Below are 14600 nucleotides of genomic sequence, written 5' to 3'. Positions count from 1 at the left end.
AAGATTTAAATAAAGGAAAAAATGTGGATTTAACAACGGTCTTAGGAATGGTTTTAGCTCTTACATCTATTTGCGTAGGGGATATTTTAGAAGGTGGTAACCCATTACACCTTATTCATATTTCATCGGTTTTAATCGTTTTACCAACAGCATTTTTCTCTACTATGGTTGGAACGAATAAATATTTTATAAAAGGAGCTTTTAAAGAGCTTAAAATAGTTTTTAAAGGTAGTGGGGTTAATTTTCAAGCAAGAACCGATCAGTTAATAGAATTTGCTTCTATTGCTAGAAAAGATGGGCTTTTAGCACTTGAACCAAAAGTAGCTGAAATAGATAATCACTACTTAAAATCAGCAATGATGATGATGGTTGATGGTAAAGATGTTGAAGAGATAAAAGAAAGTATGGAGCTTGATATTTCTCATTCAGAAACTTATTATGATGAGTGTAGGGAATTCTTTTGTCGTGTAGGTGAGTCTTGTCCTACATTTGGACTTGTTGGAGCGGTGTGCGGTCTTATGCTAGCACTTCAATTACTTGATAATCCGCAAGCAATGGCGATGGGTATTGCGGGTGCATTTACGGCTACGGTTACAGGGATTTATTGTTGTTATGGAGTGTTTGTGCCTTGGGGAAACAAAATCAAAGGTAACGGACATGATTTAATAGTAGAAAAAGAGCTTATGATGGCTGGGGTAGTTGGTATAGCAGAAGGTGCAAATCCAAGAGATTTAGAGCAAAAGCTATTTTTATATTTCCCACATGGTTTAGTACCTAAATCACAATTTGGTGAATAATAATGTCTAAGAAAAAAAAGTGCCCACCAATACCAGCATGCGAGAAATGGGCTGTTCCTTTAGCAGACTTTTTCTCATTATTACTAGCGTTATTTATCGCACTTTATGCTATTGCTTCGGTAAATACTGATAAAGCAAAGGCTTTAACTAAAGAATTTGTAAAGATTTTTGATTTTCCAAGCACACAGGTGGTAGAAAAAGAGAGTAAAACAGATGGCAAACATAGTCCATCAAATAACGAAGAATCTCGTGCTTTACAAGCTCAAAATATAAATCAGCAAGAAAGTATAGAAAAACTAAAAGCTATCTTAGATCAAAGAGAAAACCAATTCTATATGGAACTTCCTTCAATATTGTTTTTTAACAAAGATGAAACTAGAGTTGCAAATAGTGATGATATTTTATATCTTAAAAGAATTAAAATGATTATGCAAGGCTTAGGAGATGGGGTTCAGCTTGAAATTCGTGGATTTAGCGATAATGATGATAGTTATTTAACAAGTTTTGATTTAGCAACTGCAAGAGCTAGAGAAGTCCTTGAGATACTTATTAAAAGCGGGGTTGATTCATCAAAACTTAGTATCAAAAGCTATGGAGCAAACAATCCTAGATTTGATAATAATAGTTTAGAATCTGCAAAAAATAATAGAGTTGAATTATATTTTAAAACTGATATAAACGATATAAAATCTCAAAAAACAATACTTGATGCAGTAGAAAAAGTTAAATAATTTTATATGTATTTAAAGTTTTAAGGAATTTCAAATTCTTTTAAAGCTTTAAATATTACATATTTACTACTTTTATCTTTTATAAATTAATAATAAAAACCTTATACTTATTTTACATATAATTAATTGTGTAATTTTGTAACAATTTTAGTTAAGTTTTTATATTTTTACTTTTCTTCACATTTTTTCACACTACATTTTCAAAAAGGAGAAAAAATGAGACCAGAAGAGTTAAGAGCTTTAATTTCAAAAAACATATTTTAAAATTAAAGCTTAAAACTATAATGCTAAAAATGATTTAATAATTTTACTTTGTAATTAAAGTTAAAGCTATTTTTTAAAGCATTACTTACATAATCTTTTGCATTTTTACAAGCTGTTTTAATATCTTCGTTTAAAGCTAAATTACAAGCAATTGCAGAGCTTAGAGTACAACCCGTGCCGTGAGTTACAATATTTTTTATTTTTTCGCCTTTAAAAATAGTAATTTCACCATTTTCGCTTAAAAAATCACTTGCTTTTAAGTGTCCACCTTTTAACAAAACCTTACAATTTAGAGTTTTTTCTAGACTTTTTGCTGCATTTATTGCATCTTTTTCATTTGTGATTTTTTTGCCCAATAAAACTTCAGCTTCATATAAATTTGGAGTAATCAAATAAACATTTTTTGCAAAATCTTTTATAGCATTAATTGCCCTTTCATCAAGCAATCTTGCACCACTTGTAGATACCATTACTGGATCTAATACGATTTTACTATATCCATTTAGAGTATTTTTAACACAATTTATAATTTCTTCATCATAAAGCATTCCGATTTTTATAAAATCTATTTCGCATTCATCAAAACAAGCTTTTATTTGAGCTTTTATAAAATCTGCATCAACCCTTAAAACGCCAAAAACTCCGCTAGTATTTTGAGCAGTTAGAGCTGTAATTACACTCATTGCATACATTTTATGAGCTTGAATTGTCTTTATATCAGCTTGCAACCCAGCCCCACCAGATGGGTCACTTCCAGCTATGCTTAATATCTTTTTCATTTAATTCTCCTATGTTTTTAATATTTATTTTTGCATTTTCGCAATTTATTCCAACGCTAAAAATGTCGTTTTTATTAGCTAAATCAATTATTTTAAAGTTATCATCAATTAAAATAAATTTATTAGTATTTAGCTTATTCATACAAGTTTTTAAAGCTATTTGAGTAGTTTTTAAATGTTTTCTTTCATCTTGAATGAAAACAAATTCATCTAAAATATCAAATCTTTTTAAAACAAGTTTTGCAAATGGACTAGCTGTATAAATACACTTTTTATAAGCTTTAAATTTGGCTAAAAACTCATTTACACCTATACATAAATTAGCTTCTTTGCTATAAAAATCAATGCAAGTTTTAATAATTTTTTTACTTAATTTAGTTTTGTTTAATTCATCAATTTTTTTAAGCCCATCATAAAAACTTAAATCATCTAAATTATATCCATTAGCTAATTCTTGCCAAAAGCCAACGCTATCAATGATTACGCCATCAAGGTCAATTATAAAAGAGAAATCTTTTTCCATAATTTTTCGCAATTTGCTTTATAATTTTGATTTTCATAAATCGCACTTATACAAGCTATATTTTTTATTTTAAATTCTTTTAAATTGTCTATATTTTGATAATTTAATCCTCCTATTGCCACTTTAGGAATGTTTATTTCTTGCACTATTTTTATTAGGTCATTTTTGCTTAGCATTTTTGCATCTTTTTTAGTATTGCTCTCATAAATTGCTCCAATGCCTAGATAATTTGCTCCTAATTGTAAGCCTTTTAACGCTTCTTCATAATTACTTGCACTTATTCCTAAAAACATATTTTTTGGTATTTTTAGATTTTTGTTTATATCACTTTGTCCTAGATGAATACCATCAGCATTTAGCTTAATTGCAAGGTCTAAATCATCGTTTATTATTAAAGCTACTTTTTTTATTTCACAAAGATTTTTTAATTTTAAAAGTGTATTAAGGCTATAATTGTTCGCTTTATTTCTTACTTGAAAGCAAGTTACATGATTTGCAAATAAAATCTCACAAATATCTAATAATTCATCTTCTTTAGTGTATATATCATCACTAATTGCATAAAATCTTAAAATTTCATCTAAGTTTTTCAATTTTTATCCTTTCTTTTATGGTAGTTCCATCAATTTTGCTTAACTCATCAATTAAGTGCATTTTAAACGACATAGTGCCATTTGCTTTAGTTTCGGCTATTTCAGCACTTATGTTAAATGCACTTATACCTGTGATTACAGAATTTAATTTATCATCATTTGCCCCAACAAAAACGGCTAAGATATTGCCTAGCATACAACCTGCACCTGTGATTTTCGTCTGCATTGCCGAACCATTGCTTAGTATAAAAACATTCGTTTTGCTGATAATAAAATCATTTTTACCTGTGATTACCAAAATAGTTTTATGTTTTTTAGCAAAATCAATGTATTTTTCTAAATCATTTTGATTTATTTCATCACTACTATCGCAGCCACTTGTATTTAATGTCTTATTTACTAGATAATTTATCTCGCTTGCATTGCCTTTAATTACACAAAACTTTATATTTTGCATTAAATATTTACATAAATTATTTCTTGCATTACTAACTCCTGCTGCAACGGGGTCAAAAACAATAGGAATATTTAATTCATTTGCCTTTAAGGCTGCGTTTTTATGGGCTTTTATTAGATTTTCGTTTAACTGCCCGATATTTAGCAAAACCGCATTACTAATTGTAACAATTTCGCCAACTTCTTCATAAAAATCTCCCATAATAGGTGAGCCACCAACAGCTAAAATAGCGTTAGCTGAGTCATTTATCGTTACATAATTTGTAATACTTTCTACTAAAGTTTTATGATTTCTTGTTTTTTGCATAATGTTTTGATACATATTCTCCTCCTAAGGTTAAAATTAAAATGATTAAAAAAGTTAAAATTGATGCTAAAAAATCAAAATAAATCAGTATTTGATAAATTAAAAATCCAATAAACCAAATTAAAAAATTTAATTTAGCTGAATTTTTTAGTTTAAAACAATATACACATACTATAACCGATGCCATAGGTAAAAATACTGAACTTAATGTATATAAAAAATTTTCATATAAAGAAAAAGGTATAAAAATAGCTATTAATAAAGCAATAAAGATTATTAATAAAATTGTAATTTTATTACCAAATTTATTATTTATGTTTTTAATACTTTCATTAGCTGAAAAAATGTCTAAATATGTTGTTGTTATTGTTGAAAAAATAATCAAAAATATTATTAACATTGATAATTTTAAAGTGATTAAAAAACTAGAAAGGTCGCTATAGTATTTCATAGTTAAATATCCAATTATATACATAAGCGAACTTCCTAAAAAATACGCGACTGAAGCTACTAAACTATCTTTTATTGGATTTTTAAAATATTTTGTATAATCACCAACTAATGCAAGCCAAGAAATTGGCATAGCAATACTTAGTTCAATAGCATTTATTAAGTTTATTTTATTAACTTCTATTTGGTTTAAATTAAGATTAATTAAGTTATAAAAAATATAAATTACTATCAAAAAAAGTATGCAAACTATAAAATTATTTATTAACATTAATAAATTTTGTTTTAAGAATAGCCATATTATTAAAAGTGATGATAACAAAATTGCTACTAAGTTAAAAATTGTATTTGGATATAGTCTATTTAGTAGTATTGCTGCACTCATAATCATAACTGCACTCCAGCAAATTAAAGCTAGAAAATTGCAAAATGAAAAGAATATTTTGCCATTTTGTGAGTAAAAATATTTAAGACTACCCATAGCATTGCATTTTAGTTTAGTACTAATATACATCATAGCAAAAAATAAAATTCCACCTAAAAAATGTCCAAAAAATATAGCAAATAAAGAATCACTTAAAATAAGACCTGAAAATAAACTACCGGCTTCAATTTCAGCTAGCGAAATACTAGCTCCAAGCCACAAGAAAAAATTACTCATACAACTCTCCATAAAATCAATTTATGGGAATGCTAAGAAAGGATTAGAAAATTTTGCATCTCCCTACGCTGGCATTACCCAAACAGGTTCAAAGGGTCAAGACTATTACGCCTACTCTCAGCTTTCGCTCCCCTAAAATTATTATTCTAATTAAAATTAGTTATGAAATAGATATATAAAATATTACAATAATTATTTGTTATATTGCAATAATTTCTTAATTTTTAATATAAATAATCAATATATTTAATACTTATTTTATATATAATTAATTGTGTAATTTTGTAACAATTTTAGTTAAGTTTTTTATATTTTTACTTTTCTTCACATTTTTTCACACTACAATTTCAAAAAGGAGAAAAAATGAGACCAGAAGAGTTAAGAGCTTTAATTTCTAAAAATGAATTTAGCAAACCTACAGCAGGGGTTTGTAAAGGTTATGTTCAAGCTAATCTTGCGATTTTGCCTAAAAGTGATGCTTATGATTTTTTATTATTTTGTCAAAGAAACCCTAAACCTTGTCCTTTAATTGAAGTCTTAGACGCGGGAGAATATCTTACAAAAACAAGTGCAAATAATGCAGATATTAGAACGAGTATTCCTAAATATAGAATATATAAAAAAGGCGAATTAGTAGAAGAGACAAGCAATATTATTAATCATTTTAAAGATGATTATGTGAGTTTTTTAATAGGTTGTTCGTTTTCATTTGAAGCAGCTTTATTAAATCACAATATACCTTTAAGACATATTGATGAAGATCATAATGTGCCTATGTATATTACAAATATTGATTGTGCAAGTGCTGGTAAGTTTTATGGAAAAATGGTTGTTTCAATGCGACCAATTAAACATAAAGATTTAATCAAAGCTACAACCGCAACAGCTCTTTATCCTAGCGTGCATGGAGCACCTGTTCATATAGGAAATCCTAGTGTAATAGGTATTAAAGATATTAATAATCCTGATTTTGGAGACGCATCTACTATTTATCCTGATGAAGAATGTGTATTTTGGGCTTGTGGGGTAACTCCGCAAAGCATAGCACTTACTAGTAAGCCTGATATTATGATAACTCATTCTCCTGGATATATGTTTGTAACGGATAGAAAAGATAGCGAATATAGTGTGTTTTAGTATTAAAAAAAATAAATTTAAAGGATGATTATGTATAACAAATTTAAAATTACAAGCGAAACTTCATTGCTTTTATATCTTGAGCCTCCAATAAGCATAGAAAAACAACGCCTATGCTATGCACTTAATTTAGTAATTAAAGATATGCCTTATATAAAAGAAGTAGTGGTCGGAATGAATACTCTTTATGTCTTAACAAGTGATTTAAATTATAAAGATTTATTAGATTTACAAAGTAAATTAAATGAGTTAATTACTAGCACTAAACCACTAGAGCTATCAGGAAGATTGATTGAAATTCCTGTTGATTATGGTGGGGATTTAGGACTTGATTTAAAGGTAATTGCAAAGACTAAAGGTATGAGTATGAGTGAGTTTGCTAAATTACACGCCGAGCCTATTTATGATGTTTATTTTATAGGTTTTCAACCAGGATTTGCATATTTGGGTGGATTAAATGAGATTTTACACACTCCAAGGCTTAGCACCCCAAGACTTAAAATTCCAGCAGGTTCGGTTGGTATAGGCGGAGCTCAAACAGGAATATATCCTTATCAAAGTCCAGGTGGATGGAATATTATAGGAAATACAAAGGCAAAATTATTTGATGTAAATAGCGAAAATCCGAGCCTTTTAAAAGCAGGTGATAGATTAAAATTTGTAATCAATAGCATTAAGGAGAGATTATGAAAATTACAAAAATATCATCAATTGCAACTATTCAAGATTTAGGTAGGTTTTCGTATAAAAGTTATGGGGTAAATGAGAGTGGGGCTTTAGATAAATGGAGCTTTATGTTAGGTAATGCTTTATTGGGAAATGACTTAAATGCACCTGCAATTGAAGTGATTTTAGGTGGGATAGAAATATATTGCAATAAGGCAATGACTTTTTGTATCACAGGGGCAAATTATGAAGCATTTATAGATGAAAAGCCAATTCATAATAATTATAGAATTAGAATTGAAGCAGGAAAAACTCTTAGATTAATAAGAGCTATGTCAGGAATGTGTGCTTATATTTGTGCTTATGGTGGTTTTAGTGCTGATTTTGTTCTTAATTCAGCTTCTACAAATCTTAGCGCATCTTTTGGTGGATTTAATGGTAGAGCATTAAAAGTAGGCGATGAATTAAGCATAGGTTCAAGAATGAATTTATCTCAAATAGCAGTATCTAGGATAAAACCAAGAGATAAAATAAGAATAATTAAAGGTGCTGAATGGGAGCTTTTTAGCGATGAAGCAAAGCATAATTTATTAAATCAAGAATTTAATATATCAAGTTCAAGCAATAGAATGGGATATAGGCTAAATAGTGATTTTAAACTTAATTTAATCAATGAATTAAGCTTGCCATCTCACGGAGTTAGTGCAGGAACTATTCAAGTGCCAAGTAGTGGAGAGCCTATAGTTTTATTAAAAGACGCACAAACAACAGGCGGTTATCCAAAAATTGCTCAAGTTATTGAAGCTGATTTAGGGCTTTTTGCTCAAAGTAGAATTAATTCTAAGATTAGTTTTGAATTAGTAAGTATTGAAGAAGCTCTAATGGCAAAAAAAGAAAGAATTTCACATATAAATCAAATAAAGGAGTATGCAAGTGAGAATTGATTTTAATTCAGATTTAGCTGAAGGTATGCAAAATGATGATGAGATATTAGCTTTAATAAGCTCGGTTAATGTATGCTGTGGGCTTCATGCGGGTGGATATAAAGAAATATATAATACCTTAATTAAAGCTAAAGAATATAAGCTAAGAATAGGAGCTCACCCAAGCTTTAATGATAGGGCAAATTTTGGAAGAACTAATGAGAATTTAAATAAAGAATTATTACAAGCATTACTTGCTTATCAATTTGGTGCGATTAAGCAAATGTGCGAATTAGTGGGGGTAAAATTAAGCTATGTTAAACCGCACGGAGCTTTATATAATATGGCTTGTGTTGATTTTGACCTAGCAAAAAATATTGCAATAGAAGTTGCAAAATTAGGCAAAGATATAGCATTAATGGGGCTTAGTAATTCTTGTTTAATTAGTGCAGCAAATGATATAGGTATTAATAGTATTAGTGAAGTTTTTGCTGATAGAAGATATACAGATGATGGTTTATTAGTATCAAGAACTAAAGAAAATGCTTTAATTGAAAATGAAGATGAAGCAATAAATCAAGTATTAAATATGATAAAACATTCATATGTAATCAGTGAAAATGGTAAAAAAATTAATATAAAAGCTGATAGTTTATGCGTTCATGGAGATAGCAAAAAAGCACTTTTATTCGCACAAAAAATCAAAAAAACTTTAGAAGAAAACAATATAAGCATAAGGAGTAATTAATGAAAAATAATAAAGCTATATTAGGTGCTGCATTTTTAATGGCTACTTCAGCAGTTGGACCTGGATTTTTAACTCAAACTGCTAGCTTTACGCAAAGCTTAGGGGCTAGTTTTGCTTTTATTATTTTAATGTCGGTTTTAATGGATATTGGGGTTCAATTTAATGTATGGAGAATTATTGCAGTTAGTAAATTAAAAGCTCAAGATATTGCTAATAAGGTCTTTCCAGGTGTAGGATATTTATTATCATTTTTGATAATTTTAGGTGGACTTGCATTTAATATAGGTAATATTGCAGGTGCTGGACTTGGATTTGAAACTATTTTTGGGATAAATCCTATTTTAGGAGCTTGTATTAGTGCAGTAATTGCTATAGGTATTTTCATTAATAAAGACGCAGGTGCACATATGGATAGATTTGCTAAGATTTTAGGTGCTATATTAATACTTATAATAATTTATATTGTGTTTAAATCAAATCCACCTTTAAAAGAAGTGGCTATTGAGACATTTGCTCCATCAAAATTTGATGCTTTAAGCTTGGTTACTTTAATAGGCGGAACGGTTGGCGGATATATTACTTTTTCAGGTGCTCATCGCTTACTTGATGCGGGGATTTGTGGTGTTGAAAACCTAAAAGAAGTTAGTAAAAGTTCGGTTTCAGGAATAATTATAGCTAGTATTATTAGGGTATTTTTATTTTTAGCAGTTTTAGGTGTTATTTCTTTAGGCGTTAGTTTAAATCCTAACAATCCAGCTCTTACTCCTTTTGAATATATTTTGGGTAATTTTGGTAGTGTTGTTTTTGGTATTGTAATTTGGGCTGCTTCTATTACTTCAGTGGTTGGCTGTGCTTATACATCAGTTAGTTTTATATCAAGCTTTAGTCCTTGGCTTAAAAAGAATGAAAACAATATAATAATAGCTTTTATTATATTTTCTACTTTAGTATTTTCAACTATAGGAAAACCAACTGCAGTATTAATTTTGGTAGGGACTTTAAATGGTTTTATATTGCCTATTGCTTTATGTGTGATATTAATTGCAGCTTATAAGAAAAACATAGTAGGAGATTATAAACACTCTAAACTACTTGCTTTAATAGGTTGGTTAATTACCATTGCTATGGCGTATTTGTGCTATGTAACTTTAATGAAATATATAAACTCTTAAAATAATTAGAATTTGAAATTAATATTTCAAATTCTAAAACCCCTTTAGCTTATTGTCTATAACCAAAAGTTATTACATAAGCTTCGTTTCTTGGTATAAAAAGTTCATCTTTTGGCTCATATACTCCTTTTGCCATATCCCAAGGAAAATATACATCAAGATTGCAATCTAAGCCATTATATTGTGTAAGTTGCAAAGTCCCTGCGAAAATTTGCTTGTGTTCTCCTTGCCATAAAGCATTTGTTGAATACAATTCATCATTTTCATTTGGTAATGTAAAAAATAATTCATATTCAATAGGAGCATTTTTTATTTTTTCTTGAAAATCTTTTGCTAAATAATCATTACTTGTTGTTTTTATTTCTTCTTCGCTTAAAAATTTAACTCCATCTTTTGGTTTAAAAGTCCATCTAGCTGGAAATTTGTTATTGTTTTTATCATCAAAGAAAAAAGTATGAACGCTGTAAAATTGAGTATTAGCAACGCTTTTTGAAAACCCTATATTTTTAGTATATTCTGCAAAATTTTTAAAAGATTGAACTTCGCTAAAAGCTTGTTTTATTTTTTCTTTATTTACATTACCATTTTCATCAGGTAATTGCATTTCGTGAAAATATCCAAATTCTTTTAGAGTTTTTGCAAAATTAATTGGATTGCTTAGCATTACCATAGTCCAATTATCATTATCTCCTTCTAGCTTAATAGCTAAACCCCTTGCTTTACTTTTATCATTTAATTCACCACCACCTAAAGAAACTCTTCCATTTACAGGTATGCTTTTTTGTTTAAATAGCTCAATGTTAAAATATTCATTAATATTACTATCTGGCTTAAAAACTCCACTTACGCAAAAACCCTTATGATGATTTGGTTTTTTGCTTTTATCTCCCATAACATTCAACTTTACAATAATATCTGCTAGTTTTTGAGCATCATATTCTTTTGCAGCAATTTCTTCATTTATATTGTTAGCATATAAACTAATTGAAAGAGTTGTTGCTACACTAATTTTTATAAGATTTTTCATTTTTATCTCCTTAATATAAATATAAAAAATCTTATAAGATAAATATTAATAATTAATAATTATTTTTAAGTAATAATTAATTATGTATGTCAAATATATCTAATAAAGTAGAAGTTACTTCTTCTATGCTTTTATTTGTGATATTTAAAAATGGGATATTGTTTATCTTCATTAAAAATTCCGCATTTTTTACTTCATTTTTACAATTAATTATACTTGCGTATTCAGAATTAGGCAGCCTTTCGTTGCGTATTTCACTTAGGCGATATGGGTCTATACTAAGACCAAAAAGCTTGTTTTTATAAGGTTTTAAAGCATTAGGCAAAGCACAAGCCTTAAAATCATCAGGAGTTAGTGGATAATTTGCTACCTTAATTCCATATTGCATAGCAAGATAAAGGCTAGTTGGTGTTTTTGCTGATCTTGAAACCCCTATTAAAATTATTTGAGCATTATCAAGTGCGTAGATGAATTGTCCATCATCGTGCTCTAAAGTAAAATTAATAGCTTCTATTCTATTTTGATAATTTTTATTATGAGTGTTTGAGTGAGATAGACCTTGTTTTATGCTAGGTTTTACATTTAATTTATTTGAAATTAAGCTAACAAAAGGCTCTAATAAATCTATAAAAACACAATTAGAATTCTTAATATGATTAGCAATATTTACATTAATTAAAGTGCTAAATGCTAGCGGAATATCGGTTTTTGCTAATTCATTAATTTTATTTGCAACCTTAATAGCCTTTTCTTCAGTATTTATAAAAGGCTCTCTAATTTGTGTGAAAACATATTCATCTTCAAATTGAGCTAATACCGAGTGAGCAAATGTTTCAGCGGTTATTCCTGTTCCATCACTTATAAAAAACACAATTTTTTTATTTAATTGTTTCATTTAAGTTATCCTTGCTTGTTAAAATAAAATAATTCTATCAAAAAGGAGTGTGAAAATGGAATATGTTTTAGCTTTTTCAAAACTTAGAATGAGCGATGTAGAAATAGTTGGTGGTAAAAACGCTAGTTTAGGCGAGATGATTTCAAATCTTGCTAGTAGTGGGGTTAGAGTGCCTGATGGTTTTGCAACTACAGCACAAGCTTTTAGGGATTTTTTAAAATACAATAATTTAGATGAAATAATTACTAATGAGTTAAAGAATTTAAATCCTGATGATTTAGATGCACTTGCTAAGTGTGGTGCAAAAATTAGAAGCTTAATAACTAAAGCTAATTTTCAGCCTTTATTTTTAGAGCAAATCATTAAGTTTTATAAAGAATTAGATAGCGATGGGTTAGGCACTTTTGCTGTTCGTTCATCAGCTACCGCAGAAGACTTGCCTGATGCTTCTTTTGCTGGTCAGCAAGAAACTTTTTTGAATGTTAGTGGAATTGATGATATATTGGATAAAATCCGTTTGGTTTTTGCATCGCTTTATAATGATAGGGCGATTTCTTATAGGGTGCATAAGGGTTTTTCACATTTTGAAGTATCGCTTAGTGCTGGTATTCAGCGTATGGTAAGAAGCGATAAAGGAAGTAGCGGGGTTATGTTTAGCCTTGATACTGAAAGTGGATTTAAAGATGTTGTATTTATCACTTCATCTTATGGATTAGGCGAATGTGTGGTTCAAGGCTCGGTGAATCCTGATGAGTTTTATGTATCAAAAACTTGCCTAAAAAACAATAATAAAGCAATAATCTCAAGAAAAATCGGCTCAAAGCTAATTAAGATGGAATTTAAAGAAGAAAGAAAAGCAGGAGAAAACGCCGTAAAAGTAGTAGATGTAGCTAAAAATATGCAAGATAAATTTAGCTTAAATGATGAGCAAATAAACGAACTTGCAAGATATGCTTTAATTATAGAAGAACATTATCAAAGACCTATGGATATAGAATGGGGATTAGATGGATTAGATGGTAAGATTTATATACTTCAAGCAAGACCTGAAACCGTTCAATCTCAAAAGAAAAAAGATATAAGCTATAAATTAAAAGAAGAATCAAAAGTCCTAATAACAGGTAGAGCAATAGGACAAAAAATAAGCGTTGGGGTAGTTAAGGTTATAAACGATATTAGCGAGATTTCTCGTGTAAATGCTGGAGATGTAATAGTTACTGATATGACAGATCCAAACTGGGAACCTGTTATGAAAAAAGCCGCAGCAATAGTTACAAATAGGGGTGGTAGGACTTGTCATGCAGCAATTATTGCAAGAGAGCTAGGAATTGGTGCAGTTGTTGGCACTAGTAATGCTACAACTATATTAAAAGATGGAGATTTAGTAAGCGTTAGTTGTGTTCATGGAGATGAAGGTAGGGTTTATGAAGGGGCATTAAAATACGAAGTAATTGAAAATGAAGAATTTGAAATGCAAAATTGCGGTGTAAAAATAATGATGAATGTGGGAAATCCTGCATTAGCATTCAAATTCGCACAAATGCCAAATGATGGTGTAGGACTTGCTAGACTTGAGTTTATTATAAATAATCACATAGGCATTCATCCTAATGCTATTTTAGATTACGACAATATAAATGATGATTTAAGAAATAAAATAAATGAAGCTAGCAAAGGCTATTCTAATGCAAGAGAATTTTTTGTATCAAAATTAGCCGAAGGTATAGCTACAATTGCAGCTGCTTTTTATCCTAAGCCTGTGATTATTAGACTTAGTGATTTTAAGACTAATGAATATAGAAAATTATTAGGCGGAGAATTTTACGAAATGCACGAAGAAAATCCTATGCTAGGATTTAGAGGTGCAAGTAGGTATTTAGCTCCTAATTTTGCGGAATGCTTTAAGCTTGAATGTGAAGCTTTAAAAATAGCAAGAGATGAAATGGGGCTAAATAATATTGAAATTATGGTGCCTTTTGTAAGGACTTTATCACAAGCAAATTCAGTTATAAATTTATTAGCGAAAAATGGCTTAAAGCGTGGTGTAAATGGCTTAAGAGTGATTATGATGTGCGAAGTGCCTAGTAATGCTATTTTATGCGATGAGTTTTTAGAATATTTTGATGGTTTTAGTATAGGCAGCAATGATTTAACCCAGCTTACTTTAGGACTTGATAGAGATAGTGGAATGGATATTTTAGTGGCTGATTTTGATGAAAGAGATGAAGCGGTTTTATTTATGTTAGAAAGAGCAATTACAGCTTGTAAAAAAGCAAATAAATATGTAGGAATTTGTGGTCAAGGTCCAAGTGATCATATAGATTTAGCTGTTTGGCTAAAACAAAAAGGCATTAGCTCAATGTCGCTTAATCCTGATAGCGTTATTAGCACTTCAAAACGCCTAGCTAGTATTTAAAAATAGTTAATTTACATTGCTAAAAACAAAAAAGCAATGTAAATTTATTTTTTTT

At 29.1% G+C, this 14600-nt stretch carries 14 protein-coding genes, 1 pseudogene and 1 riboswitch; of the genes and pseudogenes, 8 read left to right on the top strand and 7 right to left on the bottom strand.

Going from position 1 to position 14600, the window contains the following annotated elements; translation table 11 throughout:
- Positions 1-23 precede the first annotated feature (23 nt).
- Both motA and motB read left to right on the top strand, forming a co-directional pair.
- Complete coding sequence (gene motA, locus AVBRAN12647_RS06680) at positions 24-797, top strand: flagellar motor stator protein MotA (RefSeq protein ID WP_214118320.1); 774 nt, start codon at positions 24-26, stop codon at positions 795-797.
- Positions 798-799: 2 nt separating this feature from the next.
- Positions 800-1528 (top strand): flagellar motor protein MotB, encoded by a 729-nt coding sequence (gene motB / locus AVBRAN12647_RS06675; protein WP_336607411.1) that lies wholly within the window; start codon positions 800-802, stop codon positions 1526-1528.
- Positions 1529-1815: 287 nt separating this feature from the next.
- Here motB and thiD read toward each other — a convergent pair whose 3' ends face one another.
- Genes thiD through AVBRAN12647_RS06650 form a run of 5 tightly spaced genes read right to left on the bottom strand, consistent with a single transcriptional unit; the run spans position 1816 to position 5561 of the window.
- Positions 1816-2571, bottom strand: coding sequence for a bifunctional hydroxymethylpyrimidine kinase/phosphomethylpyrimidine kinase (thiD, locus tag AVBRAN12647_RS06670; protein ID WP_336614893.1), 756 nt, complete (start codon positions 2569-2571; stop codon positions 1816-1818).
- Positions 2540-3094 (bottom strand): hypothetical protein, encoded by a 555-nt coding sequence (locus AVBRAN12647_RS06665; RefSeq protein ID WP_336614892.1) that lies wholly within the window; start codon positions 3092-3094, stop codon positions 2540-2542. The genes thiD and AVBRAN12647_RS06665 overlap by 32 nt, the downstream gene beginning before the upstream one ends.
- Positions 3070-3687 (bottom strand): thiamine phosphate synthase, encoded by a 618-nt coding sequence (gene thiE / locus AVBRAN12647_RS06660; RefSeq protein WP_336607409.1) that lies wholly within the window; start codon positions 3685-3687, stop codon positions 3070-3072. Before thiE ends, AVBRAN12647_RS06665 begins: the two co-directional genes overlap by 25 nt.
- The gene (thiM, locus tag AVBRAN12647_RS06655) at positions 3671-4465 is read right to left on the bottom strand and encodes a hydroxyethylthiazole kinase (protein WP_336608289.1); all 795 of its coding nucleotides are present in this window, start codon (positions 4463-4465) and stop codon (positions 3671-3673) included. Before thiM ends, thiE begins: the two co-directional genes overlap by 17 nt.
- On the bottom strand, positions 4428-5561 hold the full coding sequence (locus tag AVBRAN12647_RS06650) for a cytosine permease (RefSeq protein WP_336614891.1): 1134 nt from the start codon (positions 5559-5561) through the stop codon (positions 4428-4430). Before AVBRAN12647_RS06650 ends, thiM begins: the two co-directional genes overlap by 38 nt.
- A gap of 43 nt (positions 5562-5604) precedes the next feature.
- Positions 5605-5705: riboswitch (TPP riboswitch) on the bottom strand.
- 216 nt (positions 5706-5921) lie between these two features.
- Between AVBRAN12647_RS06650 and AVBRAN12647_RS06645 the strand changes: the two are divergent.
- The 5 genes and pseudogenes from AVBRAN12647_RS06645 to AVBRAN12647_RS06625 form a co-directional block, all read left to right on the top strand.
- Positions 5922-6698, top strand: a pseudogene (locus AVBRAN12647_RS06645) (putative hydro-lyase); the annotation flags it as partial.
- A 30-nt stretch (positions 6699-6728) separates the two neighbouring features.
- Positions 6729-7388 (top strand): 5-oxoprolinase subunit PxpB, encoded by a 660-nt coding sequence (pxpB, locus tag AVBRAN12647_RS06640; RefSeq protein WP_336614890.1) that lies wholly within the window; start codon positions 6729-6731, stop codon positions 7386-7388.
- A complete protein-coding gene (locus AVBRAN12647_RS06635) occupies positions 7385-8308 on the top strand; it encodes a biotin-dependent carboxyltransferase family protein (RefSeq protein WP_214118339.1) in 924 nt (307 codons plus the stop codon). Before pxpB ends, AVBRAN12647_RS06635 begins: the two co-directional genes overlap by 4 nt.
- Complete coding sequence (locus AVBRAN12647_RS06630; protein ID WP_336614889.1) at positions 8298-9035, top strand: 5-oxoprolinase subunit PxpA; 738 nt, start codon at positions 8298-8300, stop codon at positions 9033-9035. The genes AVBRAN12647_RS06635 and AVBRAN12647_RS06630 overlap by 11 nt, the downstream gene beginning before the upstream one ends.
- The gene (locus tag AVBRAN12647_RS06625; RefSeq protein WP_214118343.1) at positions 9035-10207 is read left to right on the top strand and encodes an NRAMP family divalent metal transporter; all 1173 of its coding nucleotides are present in this window, start codon (positions 9035-9037) and stop codon (positions 10205-10207) included. The genes AVBRAN12647_RS06630 and AVBRAN12647_RS06625 overlap by 1 nt, the downstream gene beginning before the upstream one ends.
- 49 nt (positions 10208-10256) lie before the next feature.
- Here the strand turns inward: AVBRAN12647_RS06625 and AVBRAN12647_RS06620 are convergent, their stop codons facing one another.
- Positions 10257-11234 carry a catalase gene (locus AVBRAN12647_RS06620; protein WP_336614888.1) on the bottom strand — a complete coding sequence of 326 codons (978 nt, stop codon included), beginning with the start codon at positions 11232-11234 and terminating at the stop codon, positions 10257-10259.
- Between the two features lie 76 nt (positions 11235-11310).
- Positions 11311-12129 carry a posphoenolpyruvate synthetase regulatory kinase/phosphorylase PpsR gene (gene ppsR / locus AVBRAN12647_RS06615; protein WP_214120410.1) on the bottom strand — a complete coding sequence of 273 codons (819 nt, stop codon included), beginning with the start codon at positions 12127-12129 and terminating at the stop codon, positions 11311-11313.
- 55 nt (positions 12130-12184) lie between these two features.
- On the opposite strand from ppsR, the gene ppsA reads away from it, so the two are divergent.
- Positions 12185-14545: a phosphoenolpyruvate synthase gene (gene ppsA / locus AVBRAN12647_RS06610; RefSeq protein WP_214150430.1), complete on the top strand. Its 2361-nt coding sequence runs from the start codon at positions 12185-12187 to the stop codon at positions 14543-14545.
- Positions 14546-14600 lie beyond the last annotated feature (55 nt).

This window comes from Campylobacter sp. RM12647, from assembly GCF_020138135.1.
Taxonomy (GTDB): Bacteria; Campylobacterota; Campylobacteria; order Campylobacterales; family Campylobacteraceae; genus Campylobacter_E.
Note: the sequence above shows the minus strand (reverse complement) of the source record. Positions and strands in the feature narration are given on the sequence as shown.

What these genes read in the sequence shown, in the direction of transcription:
- motB (WP_336607411.1), top strand. Translation starts at nt 800, where the DNA reads ATGTCTAAGAAAAAAAAGTGCCCACCAATACCAGCATGCGAGAAATGG.
- thiD (WP_336614893.1), bottom strand. Translation starts at nt 2,571, where the DNA reads ATGAAAAAGATATTAAGCATAGCTGGAAGTGACCCATCTGGTGGGGCT.
- AVBRAN12647_RS06665 (WP_336614892.1), bottom strand. Translation starts at nt 3,094, where the DNA reads ATGGAAAAAGATTTCTCTTTTATAATTGACCTTGATGGCGTAATCATT.
- thiM (WP_336608289.1), bottom strand. Translation starts at nt 4,465, where the DNA reads ATGTATCAAAACATTATGCAAAAAACAAGAAATCATAAAACTTTAGTA.
- AVBRAN12647_RS06650 (WP_336614891.1), bottom strand. Translation starts at nt 5,561, where the DNA reads ATGAGTAATTTTTTCTTGTGGCTTGGAGCTAGTATTTCGCTAGCTGAA.
- pxpB (WP_336614890.1), top strand. Translation starts at nt 6,729, where the DNA reads ATGTATAACAAATTTAAAATTACAAGCGAAACTTCATTGCTTTTATAT.
- AVBRAN12647_RS06635 (WP_214118339.1), top strand. Translation starts at nt 7,385, where the DNA reads ATGAAAATTACAAAAATATCATCAATTGCAACTATTCAAGATTTAGGT.
- AVBRAN12647_RS06625 (WP_214118343.1), top strand. Translation starts at nt 9,035, where the DNA reads ATGAAAAATAATAAAGCTATATTAGGTGCTGCATTTTTAATGGCTACT.
- AVBRAN12647_RS06620 (WP_336614888.1), bottom strand. Translation starts at nt 11,234, where the DNA reads ATGAAAAATCTTATAAAAATTAGTGTAGCAACAACTCTTTCAATTAGT.
- ppsR (WP_214120410.1), bottom strand. Translation starts at nt 12,129, where the DNA reads ATGAAACAATTAAATAAAAAAATTGTGTTTTTTATAAGTGATGGAACA.
- ppsA (WP_214150430.1), top strand. Translation starts at nt 12,185, where the DNA reads ATGGAATATGTTTTAGCTTTTTCAAAACTTAGAATGAGCGATGTAGAA.